Source organism: Orbaceae bacterium lpD04 (genome assembly GCA_036251935.1).
Classification (GTDB): Bacteria; Pseudomonadota; Gammaproteobacteria; order Enterobacterales; family Orbaceae; genus Orbus; species Orbus wheelerorum.
The window spans coordinates 1,670,503-1,688,051 of the sequence record CP133967.1 but is presented as its reverse complement, the minus strand read 5'-3'; the positions used below and the strand labels follow the sequence as shown (position 1 = coordinate 1,688,051).

Here is a 17,549-nt window from a genome sequence, read left to right as displayed (position 1 = left end):
CAGTATCTAATTAGGTACTTAAATATCAATTACAATTAATTATATATTGGAAATTATTTTGTCTTATCAGCTTATTACAACGAATCAACAACTTAACGATTACTGTTCTCAAATCGATAATAATATCACTGCGATCACTTTAGATAGCGAGTTTGTTAGAACCAGAACATTTTACCCTCAGCTTGGCTTAATACAGCTTCATGATGGTACACATACTAAGCTCATTGACCCATTAAATATTACCGATTGGCAGTCGTTTACCTCTTTTATCAAAAATCCTAAAATTGAAAAATATTTTCATGCCTGTAGTGAAGACATTGAGGTATTTTGTCATCAGTTTGGTTTTGCCCCAACACCGATTTTAGATAGTCAAATTTTGGCATCATTTTTAGATAATCCGTTAAGTACAGGTTATGCGACGTTAGTAAAGAAATACATGGATATCGAACTTGATAAGAGCGAAACTCGCACGGATTGGTTACAAAGGCCACTATCTGATAAACAGTGTCAATATGCGGCTAATGATGTCATTTATTTACTGCCGTTGGTAACAAAATTAAAAGCTTTATTGCTCGATAAAGGCTGGTTAAATGCCGCTTATGAAGAGTGCGATAATGCCGTCAAGCGAAGGTGTGAATTTATTCAAGCCGATAAAGCGTATTTGCAAATCAAAAATGCTTGGCAGCTACGCGGTGAGCAATTAAGTTATTTGCAAAAGCTGGCTAGTTGGCGCTTTAGTTATGCCAAAGAGCATGATATTGCGTTAAATTTTGTGGTACATGAAGAGGTACTTTGGAAACTCGCGCGTTATCGCCCAACATCACTAGCGGAGCTGTCTCAATTAGGCCTTAGGGGTAAAGAAGTGAGATTATTTGGCACGTTACTCTTATCAATATTATCGCAAACAGCTGATGCAATTGAACCTATTCAACGAATAGTTAATTATCCAGATTATAAAAAATGGACCACATTAATTAAAGATTCCGCTAATCTTATTGCAGAGCAAACAGAGTTAAGTCCCGAAATTTTAGTATCACGAAGGCATATTGACCAGTTTGTTCGCTGGGTTAATAGTGATAAAACAGGGCATATTCCAGATTTATTGTCAGGTTGGCGAGGAAAGTTATTTGAACCTTATTTGAGTTTATGACTTAAGCATATAATAAATTAATTATTATTTTAATCATTTCACTATAAAAACATCACATGTAATATTTACATGTGATGTTTTTATGCTATTATGCATACTATATTTCACATACCCAAAGAAAGGGTAACAGCATGAATAAAATAAAAGAAACAAAAAGTTCTGCGTTTTATCAGCAGCAATATCGACAACGTTTACGTGAGCAAGGCTTAATAAAAAAAGAGGTATGGATCTTACCCGAACATACGTCAAAACTGTTAAATATAGAAAAACAGCTGCGCGTATTGACGATAAGTAAAAATAGTGAAAGCAACCCTAAACAACAGGAAAATGATGCGATGAAAAAACAAGTAGTTTGGTCTGTTTCTGAACTTTATCAAGAATTAGCTAGTGCAGAACTGTTTCATCAAGGTTCTGCAAGTATTGAACTCATTGATGGCGTTGATGCTTGTTTACATATTATTATGCATGAATATGGTGATTTACCACTGTTTATGAGTGTATCCAATCAACAAATTGTGGTGGAAGCACTACTATGGCCCGTAGATATAGTTAAAAATGAGAAGCAAATTAATCAAGAGATCCTTTATTCTCGTAAATTGTTCCCATTATCGACAATCGCAATTGAAAACAGCGGTGATGGTACATTGAATTATATTATGTATGGTGCATTAAGTGCTTCATCTTTACTTAGTAGCATTATTTATGAGTTAGAAATATTAAGTGATAACGTGATTAAAGCAACCGAAGCGTATCACAACTTACTTAATATTGATTGAATATAATATCAACCAAATAAATGGAGATAAAATTATGGCAATTTTTAATAAATTAGTGACTGCATTACGTGGTGGTATTAATGATGCAGGTGAGGCAATTGTTGACACTCAAGCTTTACGTATTTTAGATCAAGAGATTCGAGATGCTGATAACGAATTAAAGCAAGCTAAAGAATCGTTAGCTAATATTTTAGCTCAGCAAAAACTTGCAGAAAAGGCAGTGACTAAAACTAAAGCAAGCATTACAGAGTATGAAAACTATGCGATTAAAGCGCTTGATAGCAACAATGAATCATTAGCTCTTGAAGTTGCTGAAAAAATTGCTGAACTTGAAAATGAGTTAAGTACGCAACAAGAACAGCTTTCTGGTTTTGTTGACAGCGTAAAATCTTTACGCCAGTCAATTGCACAAGTAGAAGTCAATATTAAAAATTTAAAGCAACAAGTTGATATCGTTAAAGCGACAGAAAGTGTACAAAAGGCACAAATAGCCGTGGCTCAGCGTTACGGTAATTCTGGTGCTAAACTACATACCGCACTTGATTCTTTAGAGAGAATTAAAAAACGTCAAGAAAAAACAGCCGCAACGATTGATGCTAAAAATGAATTAGCGCAAGAGTCGGGTATAAATAGCTTAGATAATAAATTACGAGCAGCGGGCATAAAATCCACAGCGCTTAATGCAAATACGATTTTAACGAGATTGAAAAATCAGCAAGAGAAAACTGAATAGTTTATTTTTCAAATAATATTGTTCACAATGTTAAGAAAACGATAAGACAAATAGCCACAGTTTAGTTAAACTATGTTATATAAATAAATATAAGGATATTGAATGGAACTTTTTTTTGCTATTTTTTTCTCTTTTCCTGTCATTATTTTTAGTACTTTACTAACACTGTGCGTTTTATATTGGCTTGTCGCTGCTGTAGGCATTTTACATATTGATTGTTTAGATATCGATTTTGATGGTATTGATGCGCCGTCATCAACTGGACTTGGGGGACTTTTATTAAAGTTTGGTTTTAATGAAGTCCCGATGACACTTATTATTACCCTTATTTCTCTTCTGGGGTGGATATTATCTTATCTCAGCACTCGTTATGTTTTAATTCATATTTTCGATATGTCATGGTTATACTATTTATCTAGTGTGACTGTTTTTATTGCTAGTTTTATTGTTGCAACTTATTTAACGGCTTGGTTGATAAAACCAATTCGCCCGTTTTTTAATAAATTAGGTAGTGAGAATTCGCACCGAACTTTTTTAGGGCAAGCCGTTATTATCCGTTCAAGCATAGTTAATGAACAAAAGGGCGAGGCCATTTATGAAGATGGCGGTGCTGGGTTAATTTTACAGGTAAGATCAGATGATCGTTATCAATTTAAGCGAGGAGATAAAGCGATATTATTACGTTATGACAGCTTATCAAATAGCTATGAAGTTATTAATGAATCAGATTTTATGGAAAATGTTAAATAATTAAATTATTAAAATAAAATATTTGGAGCTTTTCTATGTATATTAGTTATGATGCAGTGATGTTTTGGTTAATTATTGTTGGCGTAGTCTTCCTTGCTATTATCGGTTTTTTCTTATTATTTAAAGCTTTTTACATCAAAGTTCCACAAGGAACAGCGTTAATTGTTAACGATATGACCTCAAAACCTAAAGTACATTTTACTGGTGCCTTAGTCTATCCCGTAATTTACAAAAAAGAATTTATGAAAATTTCATTAATCACTTTTGATGTAGAAAGGAGAGGGAAAGATGGTCTAATTTGTAAAGATAATTTACGTGCTGATATTTGTGTTGCTTTCTATCTTCGTGTAAATGAAACAACTGAAGATGTATTGAAAGTCGCTAAATCAATTGGTGTAGATAGAGCATCAGACCAAAAAGCTGTCAGTTCGCTCTTTAGTGCAAAATTTTCAGAAGCGTTAAAAACAGTTGGCAAACAGTTTGAATTATCAAAACTATTTGAAGATCGATTAGAGTTCCGTGAGCGAATTATTGATGTCATTGGTAAAGATCTTAATGGTTATGCGTTAGAAGATGTGGCGATCGACTATTTAGAGCAAACACCAATTAAATCACTTGATCCTGATAATATTTTTGATGCTGAAGGTATCAATAAAATTACGTCAATCACTGCTGTTCATAAAGATGAGACGAATAAGCGTGAAAGAGATCTTGAACTTGCTTTAAAGAAAAAAGACACTGAAACAATCGAAGCTAAATTAGAACTTGATCGTCAACAAGCTGACGCCGAAGCTCGACAAAAACGTGAAATAGAAACAATTCGTGCACGTGAACAAGCTGAAACGTTAAAAGTGCAACAAGAAGAGCGTTTAAAAGCCGAACAAGCTCGAATTCAGTCACAACAAGAAATTGACGTTAGAGAAGAAAATCGTCAACGAGAAGTTGAAGTTGCACAGCAAAACCGGCTACGCGCCGTTGCAATTGAAGAAGAACGAGTTGAACGTGCTCGTTCTCTAGAAGTTGTCGCAAGAGAGCGTGAAGTTGAATTACAACGTATTGATAAGGATAAAGCATTAGAAGAAGAAAAGAAAATTATTGCTAATGTGATCCGCGAACGTGTGGCGGTTGAAAAAACGGTTGCCGTAGAAGAAGAACACATCAAAGAAGTACGTGAAGTATCTAAAGCTGATCGTGAAAAACAGACCATTGTTATTGCTGCGCAAGCTAAAGCAGAGCAAGAGCTAGTGATGCAAGTTAAACAAGCCGAAGCCGATGAACAATCAGCTAAGCACCGTGCTATTGAAATTAGCACTATGGCGCAAGCTGAACTTGAAGCCGCGGCCAAACAATCCGATGCGAAAAAACAATTAGCAGAAGGAACCGAGGCTGAAGAAGCTGCAATTGGATTAGCAGAAGCAAAAGTACGTAAAGCGCGAGCTGAAGCAGAAGAAAAAGAAGGTTTAATCCGTGCTCATATTACTGCTGAAACCTTATTAGCTGAGGCTAAAGGAACACAAGAAAAAGGCCTTTCAGACGCAAGAGTAATTGAGGCTAAAGCAACAGCCCTAGAGAAACAAGGTTTGACTGAAGCCAAAGTTTTAGAGGAAAAACTATCGGCTCAAGCACGTGGTGATGAGCGAATTGGTCTAGCACAAGCTTTAGTAATTCGTGAGCGTTTAACCGCAGAAGCCAATGGTTTAGTTGAAAAATTCCGTGCAATGGATACGATGAGTGAACAATCAAAAAATCATGAAGAGTTCCGCTTAGCATTAGAAAAAGGCCTAGAGCAATCGATGGCTTCAATTGCGGCAAATAAAGAAATTGCAAGGGAGCAAGCTGATGTCTTGGCGGCGGCATTTAGCAAAGCGAATATTGAAATTGTTGGTGGTAACGATAACTTCTTTAATAGTTTCTCAAAAGCAATTAGCGTTGGTAAAGCGGTTGAAGGTGCTGTTGGTCAAAGCCCTGTATTACAATCAGCGTTACAATCTGTACTGTCTCGTTTATCGGGTAATAAAGATATTGATGTCAAAGAAACATTGGCTAATACTGATTTAAAAGCTTTAGCCAAACAATTTTTATCCGATAAGTCTGAAAAGGAATAATTATTTAAGTTATTTGCTTAGTTAATTGTTCACTAAATCGATTGGCAGTAAACACCTATTTGACAAGTTTACTGCCTATATTATTCTTCTATATAAAAAATCAATGAGCTAAATATGGCAGAAATTCCACAACAAAACCAACAACAAACTTCTTTAGATGATGCCGTCGCAGAAGGTGGTGCTTATGAAATTTTACGTAAACGTTTAACGGTACTTGGTCAAGATTTAAATCAAAAGACGGAACAACTTAACCAACAAAGACTCTCTGAATTTGGTAAAAGTGATATGTCAATCATTAGCCGCATTCGTATTCGTACTGATAATAATTGTATCGCACGTGATATTGTTCGTTTTGGTGACTGGTTATTATTTGGTTATAACGTCTTTTTAGGATTGAAGAAAGAGACTAAAATTGAGGATGTTTTTTCGCTTTATCATTTAGTCGAAAAAGAGGGGATGTATGATGCTGATCCTGTTGAACTTAATGATACGTTTTTGAATATCGACCGATTTGTACAAGATTTTAGTGAGCTCTATACCTATTATAAAAATGCCCAGCTGTTACAATTAGTTGAACGTGATGGTAAATTACTTGCTAGCTTTCAAATAGGTGAACGAGTCAGTGATATTAGGGTATTTCGTTGGTCAATATCTAGCGATAAAAAAACGATTAACTACATTGATAATCGTGGTGAGCGTGATATTGCCTTACCACCGGCTTATAGTTTTGAGTGGCAAGAAACCACGCGCGAGAATATCGTAAACGGCCGTTTTCCGCATATTAATATTTTAGATTCAGTATTTGTCGAAACTATTGGTGGTGATTTGACCATTAAATGTGAAAATAACACCAATGATGGCTTAGGTATTTATCGTGAAGAAGTGCTCGATAAAAATCAATCTATAAATGATGCAAAAATTGATTATGCTAAAGTCGGTACATTAATTTTACTAAAAATACTACCTTACAGAGAAGATCATTGCCGTTACCTTATCTATAATACATTGACGCAAAAAGTTCAAAGGATTGATGCAATTGGCCTTTCTTGTATTGAACTTCCTGAAGATCACGGAATTATTTTTCCTGGAGGTTATTATTTACAAAACGGCGAGTATAAATCGTTCGAACAATCTATGGACGGTATGCGTTTTCGTCGTATACGCCGCTCACCAAATGGTGAGGATGTACTCTATATTTTTTATGAGCCAACTTCAGGCCGCTTAGCTTTATTTAATTACAATATGATTGAACGCAAACTCAATAATCCTATTTTGGGTTATGGATATGCCGTATTTGAAGATGGCAGAATGGTCGTCTTTGAGGGCGAGAATAATGAGCCTACTCGAGTTCACCCCATGCAAATTTGGCAAACTCCATTTTATAGCGATGAGTTTGCAGCTCAGCAGCCAACTAACAATAGCTTTTTAGGTAAAATAGGTAATGCTGAATTAGTACGAGGGATTTCCGATCTCTATTTTATTTGCCGTGAAATAGATAATCAAAGTATCTCATCTCAGCTTTATGCGAAATTAAGCGAAGATACCCGAAAACTATTTGATAGCTATTTTTGGCTTAATGATGACAAAAATCTATCCTTTGTATCAATACTACGCGGTATTTCACAAACGAGTGAATTAGTGATTGATGAATATGAAAAAGTAGAAAGTATTCGGCGTCAATCAACTAGCGCAATGCGAGAAGCTATTTCAAACCAAAAAGAGCTACTTGCAAAATTATATCCAGATAGTTGGCAAGAAACCCAAGAATTTGTTGACGCCCTAAACTTAATAAATTTACAACTAGGCCAATTAGTTACGCTACGAAGTTACCGTTATATCGATCTTACTGAGATCGATAAAATGGAGAATGAATTAAAAGAACGACGAACTGTTGTTTCTTTAGCTACCGCTGAATTCTTAGCGGGTGAAAAAGCATTCCAACCATTCAATATTGCGATTGATAATATTGAAAAACAATTAATAACCGTGACAGTAGCAGTTCAGTTAAATGATTTAATTAAAACTGCAGAGCAGATGTCATTAGATCTTGATATGTTATCTCAATTAATGGCAACATTAAAATTTGATGATATTACCTTACAAACTAAAATTGTTGAATCAATTGCTGAGGTTTATTCTAAACTTAATCAAACTAAAGCTAGAATTAATCAAAAACGCAAGTCATTAACAAGCGTTGAAATGATAGCTCAATTTGGCGCTCAATTTAAATTATTTAGTCAAAGTATTGCGAGTGCTATAAGTTTATCTACTACACCAGAAAAATGTGATGATGAGTTATCTCGTTTATCATTACAACTCGAAGAGCTAGAAAATCAATTTAGTGATAATGAAACATTTTTAAATGATATCCTTGCTAAACGGGAAGAAATAATTGAAACGTTTGAAACGCATAAACAATCATTATTAGAAGAAAGAGCAAGACGAACCCAAACACTATTTACTGCCGCTGAACGAATTTTAGAAAGTATTCCAAGGCGCACAGCGAAATTCACTAACCAAACAGAACTTAATGCTTTCTTTGCTGCTGATCAGTTAGCAATAAAAATAACAGATCTCACTGAAAAGTTACGTGAATTATCTGACAACGTCAAAGCAGATGATATTGAAGCTCGTTTTAAAAATGCGAGAGATCAATCTATTCGTGCTTTACGTGATAAATCTGAGATTTTTGAAGCGGGTGGTAATGTTATCAAATTAGGCCCTCGGCATCGGTTTAGCGTTAATACCCAAGAGTCGGATTTAACTATTTTACCTAAAGATGGTAACCTTTACCTACAACTTACAGGTACCGATTACCAAGAGCAAATAAGTAATTCAAAACTACAAAGTTATAAATCATTTTGGTCAATAGCGCTTGAGTCAGAGTCGCCAACTGTTTATCGGGCTGAATACCTTGTTTATTCATTGATTGCATCGACGTTAAAAAATACTGAGGGCTTAACTTATAGCGAGCTTTCTTCGCAAATAAATCAACCAGAAATATTAATTAAAACAGTACGTGATTTTGCTGCAATACGTTATCGTGAAGGTTATGAAAAAGGGATCCATGACCATGATGCAGCAAAAATAATTACCAAGCTTGTCCCTCTTGGGGAGAGTGCGGGATTATTACGTTATAATCCATTAGCTCGCAGCTTAGCTATTTTGTATTGGCAATATAATCAAGATTTAGATTTTGTTGCTTTATGGCCGCAACAAGCTAAAACCTGTATGGATATTTTTGAACTTTTTAAACATGACGATGGTTTACAAAGCCTGCGCCAAGAAATGATTAATGCCATGGCAGATTTTTTCAATAATCAGTCTATTGCACATGAAAAATATCATTTAATACAAGCATCAGAATATTTAAGTTATGTTTTAGCCAATACACCAAGAGAATTTATCTTAAGCAAATACGGTAATCGATTATTTGACGGGTTAAAAAAACACTTAGAAAAAACACATATGTGGAGTAATTTTAATCAATCACAATTGAGTTTACATGAACGATTTGCTGATCGTTGGTTATTAATTGAAAATTGGTTAAAAGGTCTTTGTTCGCTTCCTGAATATCAAGCGATAAATAATTATATACCAGAAGCCATTATATTATTTATGCTAGAACAAGAAACTAACGCTGCATTAAATATGAGTGAGGTTGATTTAGATATCACCATTAGAGATTTACTCGGTGAGCATCCAACGGTGAAGCAAGGAACATTAACCATTAATCTCGATGACTTTTTTAATCGCATGCGTAGGCAATCTCGGGTTATTATTCCAGAATATCAACAATATCAAAAACTACGGCAAGAAATACTTAATGAACAGAGGAAAGCTTTACATCTTAGTGAGTTTAAAGCTAAACCGTTAAGTTCATTTGTGCGTAATAAATTAATTAATGATGTTTATTTACCGATAATTGGCGATAATCTTGCAAAACAGATGGGGACCGTGGGTGAGGGTAAACGCACCGATTTAATGGGATTATTATTGCTTATTTCCCCGCCTGGTTATGGTAAAACGACATTAATGGAATACGTTGCTAATCGTCTTGGTTTAATCTTTATGAAGATTAATGGTCCTGCTCTCGGTCATAATGTCTTATCGCTTGATCCACAGCAAGCACCAAATGCGACAGCTCGACAGGAATTAGACAAGATCAACTTAGCGTTTGAAATGGGTAACAATGTCATGCTTTATGTCGATGATATTCAGCATACTAATCCTGAATTTTTACAAAAATTTATTTCGCTTTGTGATGGTTCACGGCGGATTGAAGGTGTATGGAAAGGAAATACAAAAACTTACGATCTTCGTGGTAAAAAGTTTTGTGTAATTATGGCAGGTAACCCTTATACTGAATCAGGTGAAGTATTCAAAATTCCAGATATGCTTGCTAACCGAGCCGATATTTATAATTTAGGCGAAGTGCTAGGCGGAATGGAAGAGGTATTTGCCTCAAGTTATATTGAAAACTGTTTAACATCAAACTCAGTGCTTGCGCCTTTAGCACTAAGAGATCTTAACGATCTCTATAAACTCATCGATCATGCTTTAGGTAAGCCGCTAAATAGTAATGAATTAAGTTATGGGTATAGCCAAACTGAAATCAATGAAATTACTACCGTATTAAAGCACCTTATCAAAATAAGAGAAATCGTATTTAAAGTTAATCAACAATATATCATCAGTGCGGCACAGTCCGATAAGTATCGCCAAGAACCATCATTCAAATTACAAGGTAGTTACCGTAATATGAATAAACTTGCCGAAAAGGTTTCTCCGGTAATGAATGAGCAAGAGATTAATCAAGTGATCGATGATCACTATTTAGGTGAAGCTCAATTATTAACGACAGGGGCAGAAGAAAACCTACTTAAATTGGCTGAGATTCGTAATAAAATGACTGATGAGCAATCAATTCGTTGGGTGCAAATAAAGAAAGACTTTATGCGCAATAAAGCACTTGGCGGTAATGATCTTGATACTGGTGCAAAAATTGTTACTCAATTAGCTGATTTGGTACAAAGTGTTCAATCATTAAAACAGTGATAGCTATCATCAAAAAAATACCGCTTATTGACCATAAGCGGTATTTTTTTATTGTTTGGTTGAGATTTGATTAATGAAGATTATTTATTCCTAAAGACATTGTCATAAAATCATTATAATTAAGGAAATTATCATCAATTAAAAAAAGATGAGTGCCGCTTGTCTTTACCGCCTGCTGTAAGCGATATTTATCGCTATCATTTAGTAAATCATTAATACAGGCAACAACATAACTTGATGTTTTTGCTAATAGCGCTTTTTCAATCATATCAATCATATTTATTTGCTGTACATTTGATAAATGAATAATTTTTTGATGATTTAATCCAGCCTGATTTAACCAAGAGCGTTTTAACATCGGCCTTGATGAAATCCAAAATTGCCATTTATTTTGTTGATTTAATAGGTTTAATAATAATTGCTGTTGTTGCAATACTTGTTGTAGAGGCGATTCAAAACTTACCATGCTTAATTGATTATCTTTAGGTAAGTGGATTTGGTTTGATGTTTTATTTCTTTTTACGTTTAACATAGTCACCTCACTGTATTAATATACAGTGTATATTAATACAGTGATTTGCGAAAGTAAATAGCTATTTGAATCTTTACAATAAACATTTAATCTGTATAAACGTTATAATCCTTTCAACCATTGATAAGTTAAGATGCCAAGTACAGTCATTAATATTGAACCGATAACGTGAATTGCAATAGTACTTAAACCGAGCGTAATTTGGCCTTTTTGCAAAAAAGTGACAATCTCGGCTGAAAAAGTAGAAAAGGTAGATAAACCGCCACAAAAACCAGTAATAATAAGCAGTCGCCACTCAGGAGAAATATTCGGGCTATTGGCAAGTAATGTCATCGCAAAGCCAATAATATAACCAGCAATAAGATTTGAAAGAAGCGTGCCAAAGGGGATAATAAACAATGTATTAAATTTTGTTGATAAAACCCAACGTAAAACGCCACCAGCGGTTGAACCGATAGCAATTGCAATGATTGCTTTTAGCATAAAATACCCTTATAGAATAAATAATAAAATTGATAGCCATATTATAAGGAAAAATCAGTAAGCAAGATATTTTATTGATATGCACTGATCTCCTCGTTATTACTCGGCTTAATCAGGCGTCATCATCCGTTTAATTACGGCGGTTGGGAAAGGTGGAACACCATCACCTTGCCAGTAAAGTTACAATAATAGAGGTTATTTTGCAATAATTTAATGTTAGAATAGGCGTTAAATTTATATAAGGAACATTAGTTATGTATACCGGAATTGTGCAAGGTGTTGGCTTGATTGTTGATATTATTGATAAAGATAAATTACGTACCTATCAAGTAAAATTACCCCAAAAATTAACTCATGGTATTGAAATTGGTGCTTCAATTGCTAATGATGGTTGCTGCTTAACGGTAACATCATTGGCAAATGACTGTGTTACGTTTGATATTATGGAAGAGACACTAGCTTTAACTACCCTTGGTCATAAACGTGTTGGTGATTTAGTTAATATTGAACGCAGTGCTAAATATGGTGATGAAATTGGTGGTCATGTGATGTCTGGTCATATTTCTTGTACGGCTAAAATCTCAGCAATCAATAAAACCGCAACCAATTGCGAGATGATTTTAGCGATGCCTGCTGAGTTTATGAAATACGTGTTATATAAAGGATTTATTGGTATTGATGGGGCAAGTTTAACGGTTGGTAATGTGAGCAGTTGTGGGTTTGATATTCATTTGATCCCTGAAACATTGGCAATTACCACCTTGAAAGATAAAAAAGTCGGCGATTTAGTCAACATTGAAATCGATGCTCAAACTCAAGCAATCGTTGATACGGTAGAACGAGTGTTAGCACAAAAAATGGTTAAATAGATAATACTATTGATGGTTTTTTAAATTTTAGCTGACCTATATTTATACTCAATATGCGTAAGTTAAGTGCGCCGTTAACCGGCAATTTTACGTGCGTTATTTTGTGTTCGGTATTATCAAAACAGCAAGATAATACCGATTAAATCTTTTTAAAAGCTAGGTAATTGTAGCTCGGCAACTGAATATAATATTGCTTTACCCGCTAGCTTAACTCTTAACTTATCGACACTACAGTGCAGTGTGCCGCCTCGACTTGATGCTTGCCTCGCCACTAATTTTGATTTTTTTAGTTTTTCAGACCAAAGTGGCGCGATATGACAATGGCCTGAACCACACACCGGATCTTCAATTACCCCTAATTTAGGCGCAAAACTTCGGCTAATACAGTCATATTGAGAACTTTTAGCGCTAACATGCAGTAAAAGGCCCGGTAATTTTTTCGCATTTTCTAGATCAATTTTTACCTTTGAGATTTGCTCTTCATGCTCTAACACACAAATTAAATCACGGCCTAACCAAGCTTCAACTGGTTTAAAACCAATAACTTGTGTCATTTGCTCAGTGATGTCTGCCTGTTGTAATTGAAAGCGTGGAAAATCTAGCTCATAAAAATCATCAGTTTTAGTTACAATTAACTCGCCACTTAATGTTTGAAAATGAACTTTTGTCATATTCTTATCAACATAATTCATTAAAACAAATGCGGTTGCAAGCGTTGCATGGCCACATAAATCAATCTCACCACCGGGTGTAAACCAACGTAATTTATAGTGTTCGCCTTCTTTAACCGTAAAGGCGGTTTCCGATAGGTTATTTTCCATCGCAATTAGCTGCATTAGCTTATCATCAGCCCATGTTTGCATAACGCATATTGCCGCAGGATTGCCTTCAAAAAGTTTATCGGCAAAAGCATCTACAACATATTGTTTTAACATAAATTATCCTTATTATTGTCACACAAGATAAAATTTAGATTATCAATATCTTGCTATCTTAATGTATCGTTATATTATCAGTTTATATTTGTTATCGTACTATTGCATTAATGGTTTTAAACCAGAAGCAGATAAATTAATCGTAAATAAGCTTAAAATATTAGCGTCTAATCGTTATATAGACGCTAATATGGTGAGGGTGATTTTGTTGTAATTACAAATTAGTAAGCCCCTGATGCATCCCAAAAGTCACAATGATGTACTTGATTAAAATAATTTTCCTGCATAACTGCTTGGGGTAAAATAAGCCTCATATAATTATCTTTTTGTTTGTCATAAGCTGACCAATTAAAATGCCCATCGGTTAACTTATCAGTTTTTGTCCAAAATTGAACCATTTGGTTAGAAAGCTTCTCTTGAAATGCATTCAATTTTGTCTTGATACCATTACCACCATGAAACCCTGGAAAAATATAGGAAAGTTCATAAGTATGAGCAGCACCTAAAGCAAATGAAGTGGGTTTTAAGTAAGACGGCGCGGTGCGGTCTGAAAATTCATAAGCATATGTTGGCATTTTATCAGCAACTAAACGATTTATCATTCTTGCGGTGCACGCAAACTCCATATCGGTTGCCGCTGCTGCAAAAGCATTACTTCTTGTTACATATTGTGCAATAGGATACTCTTTTATCACAGCATCAGTATAATCACCAAAAAAGCCTTGCATCATGGTTTTATAGAGATCTTGGTCCATTACTTGTCCTGATTGATTTTCTGGGAAACCAGCAAAAAAAGTACCTTCATCTAATGTTGTTCCATTAACAAATGTCACGTGATTAAAATGACCATTTCGTAAAAGATCACTAGGGTGTGCTGGAATTACTGAACCATCAATAATAATTTGATTATGAATGTATGGCCGTTGGTTTGCTAGTATTTTATCTAAAGGCAATGATCTAAGACAAGATAATTGATTATCAACATCACATCCCATTATATGGGCAAATTTTTCAGCCATTTCATACGCATAATCAAGCGGTTTAGGGGCACCAAATGTAGGATGTTTCAAAATTACAGATGCGCCGCTCATGACGATTGCATGTTGAAACTTTCCGGCGGAAGCGGGAGATATAATATGAGACATAACGCTATTTCCGCCAGATGATTCACCTGAAATGGTTACATTAGTTGGATCGCCACCAAATGCGGCAATATTACGCTGAACCCAATCAAGCGCAAACTGCTGATCCATCAGTCCGTAATTAGCGAAATGATTATATTCTTTTTTAAGCTCAGGTGAGGCAAAATAACCAAGAATTCCAAGTCGGTAATTAATTGTTACAACGATTACACCACCTTGTAAAGCCAGTTTACTTGCATCATAATCGCGGTTAGCACCAACCCAAAGACTCCCTCCATGGATCCATACAAAGACCGGTCGTTTTTGGTCCTCAGTCATGGCTTTTTTACTAATATAAACATTAAGATTTAGGCAATCTTCTGCGCCGCCAGCCGCGCCAAACACTCCAAGATCGTCATTTTGTGGGCAAAAATTACCAAACTGCTTTGCATTATAAATACCAGACCATTTTGCTGGTAAAGTAGGGGGGGCCCAGCGTAAATTTCCGATTGGCGCTGTTGCATAAGGAATGCCTAACCAAGATATTAAATCTCCGTTATCTTTTCCTTGAACAATACCCGAATCGATTAAAATAGTATCTTTAATTTTAGATACTGTGTTAAAAGCGATAAATGGGCTTAAGCTTATTAGCGCTAAAATTAAAACTTTTTTGATCATATTTTTCATGATAATACCTTTATAATAGTGCTAAATATAATGTGCTGACTATACTTAGCATTTATTTGATTTTTTCTAACACGATGTATCCCTATTACCATTAAAAATGCTAGATAATGGTGTTGTAAATAACAACCGGCTATTTTCAAGTCTTTGCCTTTAATCACATACTTTTAAAGCACCAATACTAAATTTAAAAAGCAAGCATCTTGATTGAATACGGGTTTATAATTTTAAATAGGATTATCGACCAACCAACTTCATTGCTTGCTTACTATAACGATCACCTTGTACTTTTTGATTAACTAATATGTTTTCAATTGCAGCTAGCTCATCAAAGGTTAGTTTGACTTGCGTTGCGCCAATATTTTCTTGTAAACGACTCAATTTTGTTGTGCCGAAAATAGGAACAATCCAGTTTTTTTGATTGAGTAGCCATGCCAATGCAATTTGTGCAGTTGTGATCCCTTTATTTACAGCAATTTGGCTGAGGGCATTGATAAGTTTTTGATTAACTTTAAGTGCATTTTCTTGAAAGCGAGGTAAGGTGCTTCGAATATCGTCTTTATCAAATATGATATCCGTATTAATCTTGCCGGTTAGTAAACCTTTACCAAGTGGACTAAATGGCACAAAGCCGATCCCAAGCTCTTCAAGTACAGGTAAAATGTCAGCTTCTGGGCCTCGCGTAAACATGGAATACTCGCTTTGTAATGCGGCAATAGGCTGCACGGCATTTGCTCGGCGAATGGTTGTCGCTCCCGCTTCTGATAGGCCGAAATGCTTAACTTTACCTTCCTTAATTAAGTCCTTAACGGTGCCAGCTACCTCTTCAATTGGAATGGACGGATCGACTCGATGCTGATAAAACAGATCAATACACTCAATATTTAAACGTTTAAGCGACTGCTCAGCCACAAAGCGAATACGATCAGGATGGCTGTCTAGCTCTCCAGTGCGAGCATCACCATCTTTCCAGCCAAATTTAGTTGCAATAACAACTTTATCACTAAAAGGAGCCGTTGCTTCACCTAGCCATGTTTCATTATTTTCACCATATGCTTCGGCTGTGTCAAAGAAAGTAATTCCACTATCGTAAGCATCACGAATGAGCCTAATTGCTTCTTCTTTTTGTAATTTTGAAGCGTAACCATATGATAAGTTCATACAACCAAACCCCAATTCTGAGACTTCAAGCCCATTTACGCCAAGTATTCTTTTTTTCATTTGATATTTCCTAATCGAATTTTTCGCCAATTAACGTTTCACTGATATGCCATAAAGCTTTAGCATGCGTTAGGTTACGATGCATAAGAACTAACCCCGCCATGAATACCTTGAGAATCATTAATGCTTGCCATATGACAATCTTCACAATAATGACCACCAACAATCTCAGCGTCGGCAACAATAGCAGCCCATACCGTTGTCGCAGCTCCCTGAGGGATTGTTTTATATTTAAAAGGTGGAAGGCCAGCACTCGCATTTGTTGCATTAATAGAGGCAATAAGTGCCGCTTCTTCTGCTGCTGGATAATTACGCTGAAGACCGGTTTCAATGGCGCCGGGGTGAACTGCAATAGCTCGTATACCGTTTTTACGATAATGATGATCAAACGCAAGCGCGAATAACGCATTTGCCGTTTTTGATCGCCCATACGCAATCCATCGGTCGTATTTGGTCTTCTCAAAATTTGGATCATTCAGATCTACATCAGCGATATGATGTGCCGCTGACGATAAGACAACGATGCGAGCACTACTGCTGAGTAGTTTGGCAACACGATTTATTAAAGTGAAATGGCCTAGATGATTGGTGCCAAACTGCGTTTCAAAGCCATCTTGAGTATGACCAAATGGGGGCGCCATAACCCCCGCATTGGCAATTATTACATCAAATTGGCAAGCATCGGCAAGTAACTTATCAGCACATGCACGTACACTTTTTAAATTAGCTAAATCTAATTCAACAAGTGTAAACTTACCGCTATTTGATTTAGTGTCGAAAAACTCTTTTGTTGCTGCTTTAGCCTTGTACAAATCACGTGCGGTGCCAACCACCTCAGCGCCATGTGCAACAAGTACACGCGCTGTTTCAATACCAAGGCCCGAAGATACGCCGGTTACAAGAATTCGCTTATCCTTAAGATCATAACCAGCAAGTACTTCATCGGTGGTTGAGGTAAACGTAAAAGAATGTGTCATTTTAAACTCCTATAAATATAATTTTGATATCACAATAAAATCAATCGATCTGGTATTTTTACGACTGGTTAAATATATCTTCATCACCGATTTACAGATAGCGTATTACTCTTTATTTACTGCCTATTACTCTATAAATATGGAATTTAATTTAT

The 17,549-nt window shown here is 35.6% G+C and carries 13 protein-coding genes and 1 riboswitch; of the genes, 7 read left to right on the top strand and 6 right to left on the bottom strand.

The genetic code is table 11. The features are described from left to right. Positions 1-58: 58 nt before the first annotated feature. The 6 genes from rnd to RHO14_07600 all read left to right on the top strand — a co-directional run bounded on the left by rnd (position 59) and on the right by RHO14_07600 (position 10,572). Positions 59-1,150, top strand: coding sequence for a ribonuclease D (gene rnd / locus RHO14_07625; protein WVD70223.1), 1,092 nt, complete (start codon positions 59-61; stop codon positions 1,148-1,150). A gap of 131 nt (positions 1,151-1,281) precedes the next feature. Next, positions 1,282-1,926 (top strand): DUF2170 family protein, encoded by a 645-nt coding sequence (locus tag RHO14_07620; GenBank protein WVD70222.1) that lies wholly within the window; start codon positions 1,282-1,284, stop codon positions 1,924-1,926. 34 nt (positions 1,927-1,960) lie between these two features. Beyond that, positions 1,961-2,659 carry a PspA/IM30 family protein gene (locus RHO14_07615; GenBank protein ID WVD70221.1) on the top strand — a complete coding sequence of 233 codons (699 nt, stop codon included), beginning with the start codon at positions 1,961-1,963 and terminating at the stop codon, positions 2,657-2,659. Between the two features lie 102 nt (positions 2,660-2,761). Next, on the top strand, positions 2,762-3,409 hold the full coding sequence (locus RHO14_07610; protein WVD70220.1) for a DUF1449 family protein: 648 nt from the start codon (positions 2,762-2,764) through the stop codon (positions 3,407-3,409). A gap of 35 nt (positions 3,410-3,444) precedes the next feature. Continuing rightward, a complete protein-coding gene (locus RHO14_07605; protein WVD70219.1) occupies positions 3,445-5,514 on the top strand; it encodes a hypothetical protein in 2,070 nt (689 codons plus the stop codon). Positions 5,515-5,628: 114 nt separating this feature from the next. Continuing rightward, the gene (locus RHO14_07600) at positions 5,629-10,572 is read left to right on the top strand and encodes a DNA repair ATPase (protein ID WVD70218.1); all 4,944 of its coding nucleotides are present in this window, start codon (positions 5,629-5,631) and stop codon (positions 10,570-10,572) included. A 70-nt stretch (positions 10,573-10,642) separates the two neighbouring features. Here the strand turns inward: RHO14_07600 and RHO14_07595 are convergent, their stop codons facing one another. Together RHO14_07595 and crcB are read right to left on the bottom strand one after the other, a co-directional pair. Continuing rightward, on the bottom strand, positions 10,643-11,104 hold the full coding sequence (locus RHO14_07595) for a SulA-like leucine-rich domain-containing protein (protein WVD70217.1): 462 nt from the start codon (positions 11,102-11,104) through the stop codon (positions 10,643-10,645). 102 nt (positions 11,105-11,206) lie between these two features. Beyond that, positions 11,207-11,587: a fluoride efflux transporter CrcB gene (crcB, locus tag RHO14_07590; protein ID WVD70216.1), complete on the bottom strand. Its 381-nt coding sequence runs from the start codon at positions 11,585-11,587 to the stop codon at positions 11,207-11,209. Positions 11,588-11,693: 106 nt separating this feature from the next. Beyond that, positions 11,694-11,764: riboswitch (Fluoride riboswitch) on the bottom strand. A gap of 77 nt (positions 11,765-11,841) precedes the next feature. Here crcB and RHO14_07585 point away from each other — a divergent pair. Next, the gene (locus tag RHO14_07585; protein WVD70215.1) at positions 11,842-12,456 is read left to right on the top strand and encodes a riboflavin synthase subunit alpha; all 615 of its coding nucleotides are present in this window, start codon (positions 11,842-11,844) and stop codon (positions 12,454-12,456) included. 149 nt (positions 12,457-12,605) lie between these two features. Here RHO14_07585 and RHO14_07580 read toward each other — a convergent pair whose 3' ends face one another. The 4 genes from RHO14_07580 to RHO14_07565 all read right to left on the bottom strand — a co-directional run bounded on the left by RHO14_07580 (position 12,606) and on the right by RHO14_07565 (position 17,394). Further along, positions 12,606-13,391, bottom strand: a complete 786-nt coding sequence (locus RHO14_07580) for a PhzF family phenazine biosynthesis protein (GenBank protein WVD70214.1) — start codon at positions 13,389-13,391, stop codon at positions 12,606-12,608. A 221-nt stretch (positions 13,392-13,612) separates the two neighbouring features. Then, entirely contained in the window at positions 13,613-15,199 is a 1,587-nt protein-coding gene (locus RHO14_07575) for a carboxylesterase family protein (GenBank protein WVD70213.1), read from the bottom strand. A gap of 234 nt (positions 15,200-15,433) precedes the next feature. Continuing rightward, positions 15,434-16,417 carry an aldo/keto reductase gene (locus tag RHO14_07570; GenBank protein WVD70212.1) on the bottom strand — a complete coding sequence of 328 codons (984 nt, stop codon included), beginning with the start codon at positions 16,415-16,417 and terminating at the stop codon, positions 15,434-15,436. Positions 16,418-16,491: 74 nt separating this feature from the next. Then, positions 16,492-17,394, bottom strand: coding sequence for an SDR family NAD(P)-dependent oxidoreductase (locus RHO14_07565; protein WVD70211.1), 903 nt, complete (start codon positions 17,392-17,394; stop codon positions 16,492-16,494). Positions 17,395-17,549: the final 155 nt, after the last annotated feature.

What these genes read in the sequence shown, in the direction of transcription:
- RHO14_07570 (WVD70212.1), bottom strand. Translation starts at nt 16,417, where the DNA reads ATGAAAAAAAGAATACTTGGCGTAAATGGGCTTGAAGTCTCAGAATTG.
- RHO14_07595 (WVD70217.1), bottom strand. Translation starts at nt 11,104, where the DNA reads ATGTTAAACGTAAAAAGAAATAAAACATCAAACCAAATCCACTTACCT.
- RHO14_07605 (WVD70219.1), top strand. Translation starts at nt 3,445, where the DNA reads ATGTATATTAGTTATGATGCAGTGATGTTTTGGTTAATTATTGTTGGC.
- RHO14_07615 (WVD70221.1), top strand. Translation starts at nt 1,961, where the DNA reads ATGGCAATTTTTAATAAATTAGTGACTGCATTACGTGGTGGTATTAAT.
- RHO14_07575 (WVD70213.1), bottom strand. Translation starts at nt 15,199, where the DNA reads ATGAAAAATATGATCAAAAAAGTTTTAATTTTAGCGCTAATAAGCTTA.
- RHO14_07600 (WVD70218.1), top strand. Translation starts at nt 5,629, where the DNA reads ATGGCAGAAATTCCACAACAAAACCAACAACAAACTTCTTTAGATGAT.
- RHO14_07610 (WVD70220.1), top strand. Translation starts at nt 2,762, where the DNA reads ATGGAACTTTTTTTTGCTATTTTTTTCTCTTTTCCTGTCATTATTTTT.
- crcB (WVD70216.1), bottom strand. Translation starts at nt 11,587, where the DNA reads ATGCTAAAAGCAATCATTGCAATTGCTATCGGTTCAACCGCTGGTGGC.
- RHO14_07580 (WVD70214.1), bottom strand. Translation starts at nt 13,391, where the DNA reads ATGTTAAAACAATATGTTGTAGATGCTTTTGCCGATAAACTTTTTGAA.
- RHO14_07585 (WVD70215.1), top strand. Translation starts at nt 11,842, where the DNA reads ATGTATACCGGAATTGTGCAAGGTGTTGGCTTGATTGTTGATATTATT.
- RHO14_07565 (WVD70211.1), bottom strand. Translation starts at nt 17,394, where the DNA reads ATGACACATTCTTTTACGTTTACCTCAACCACCGATGAAGTACTTGCT.
- RHO14_07620 (WVD70222.1), top strand. Translation starts at nt 1,282, where the DNA reads ATGAATAAAATAAAAGAAACAAAAAGTTCTGCGTTTTATCAGCAGCAA.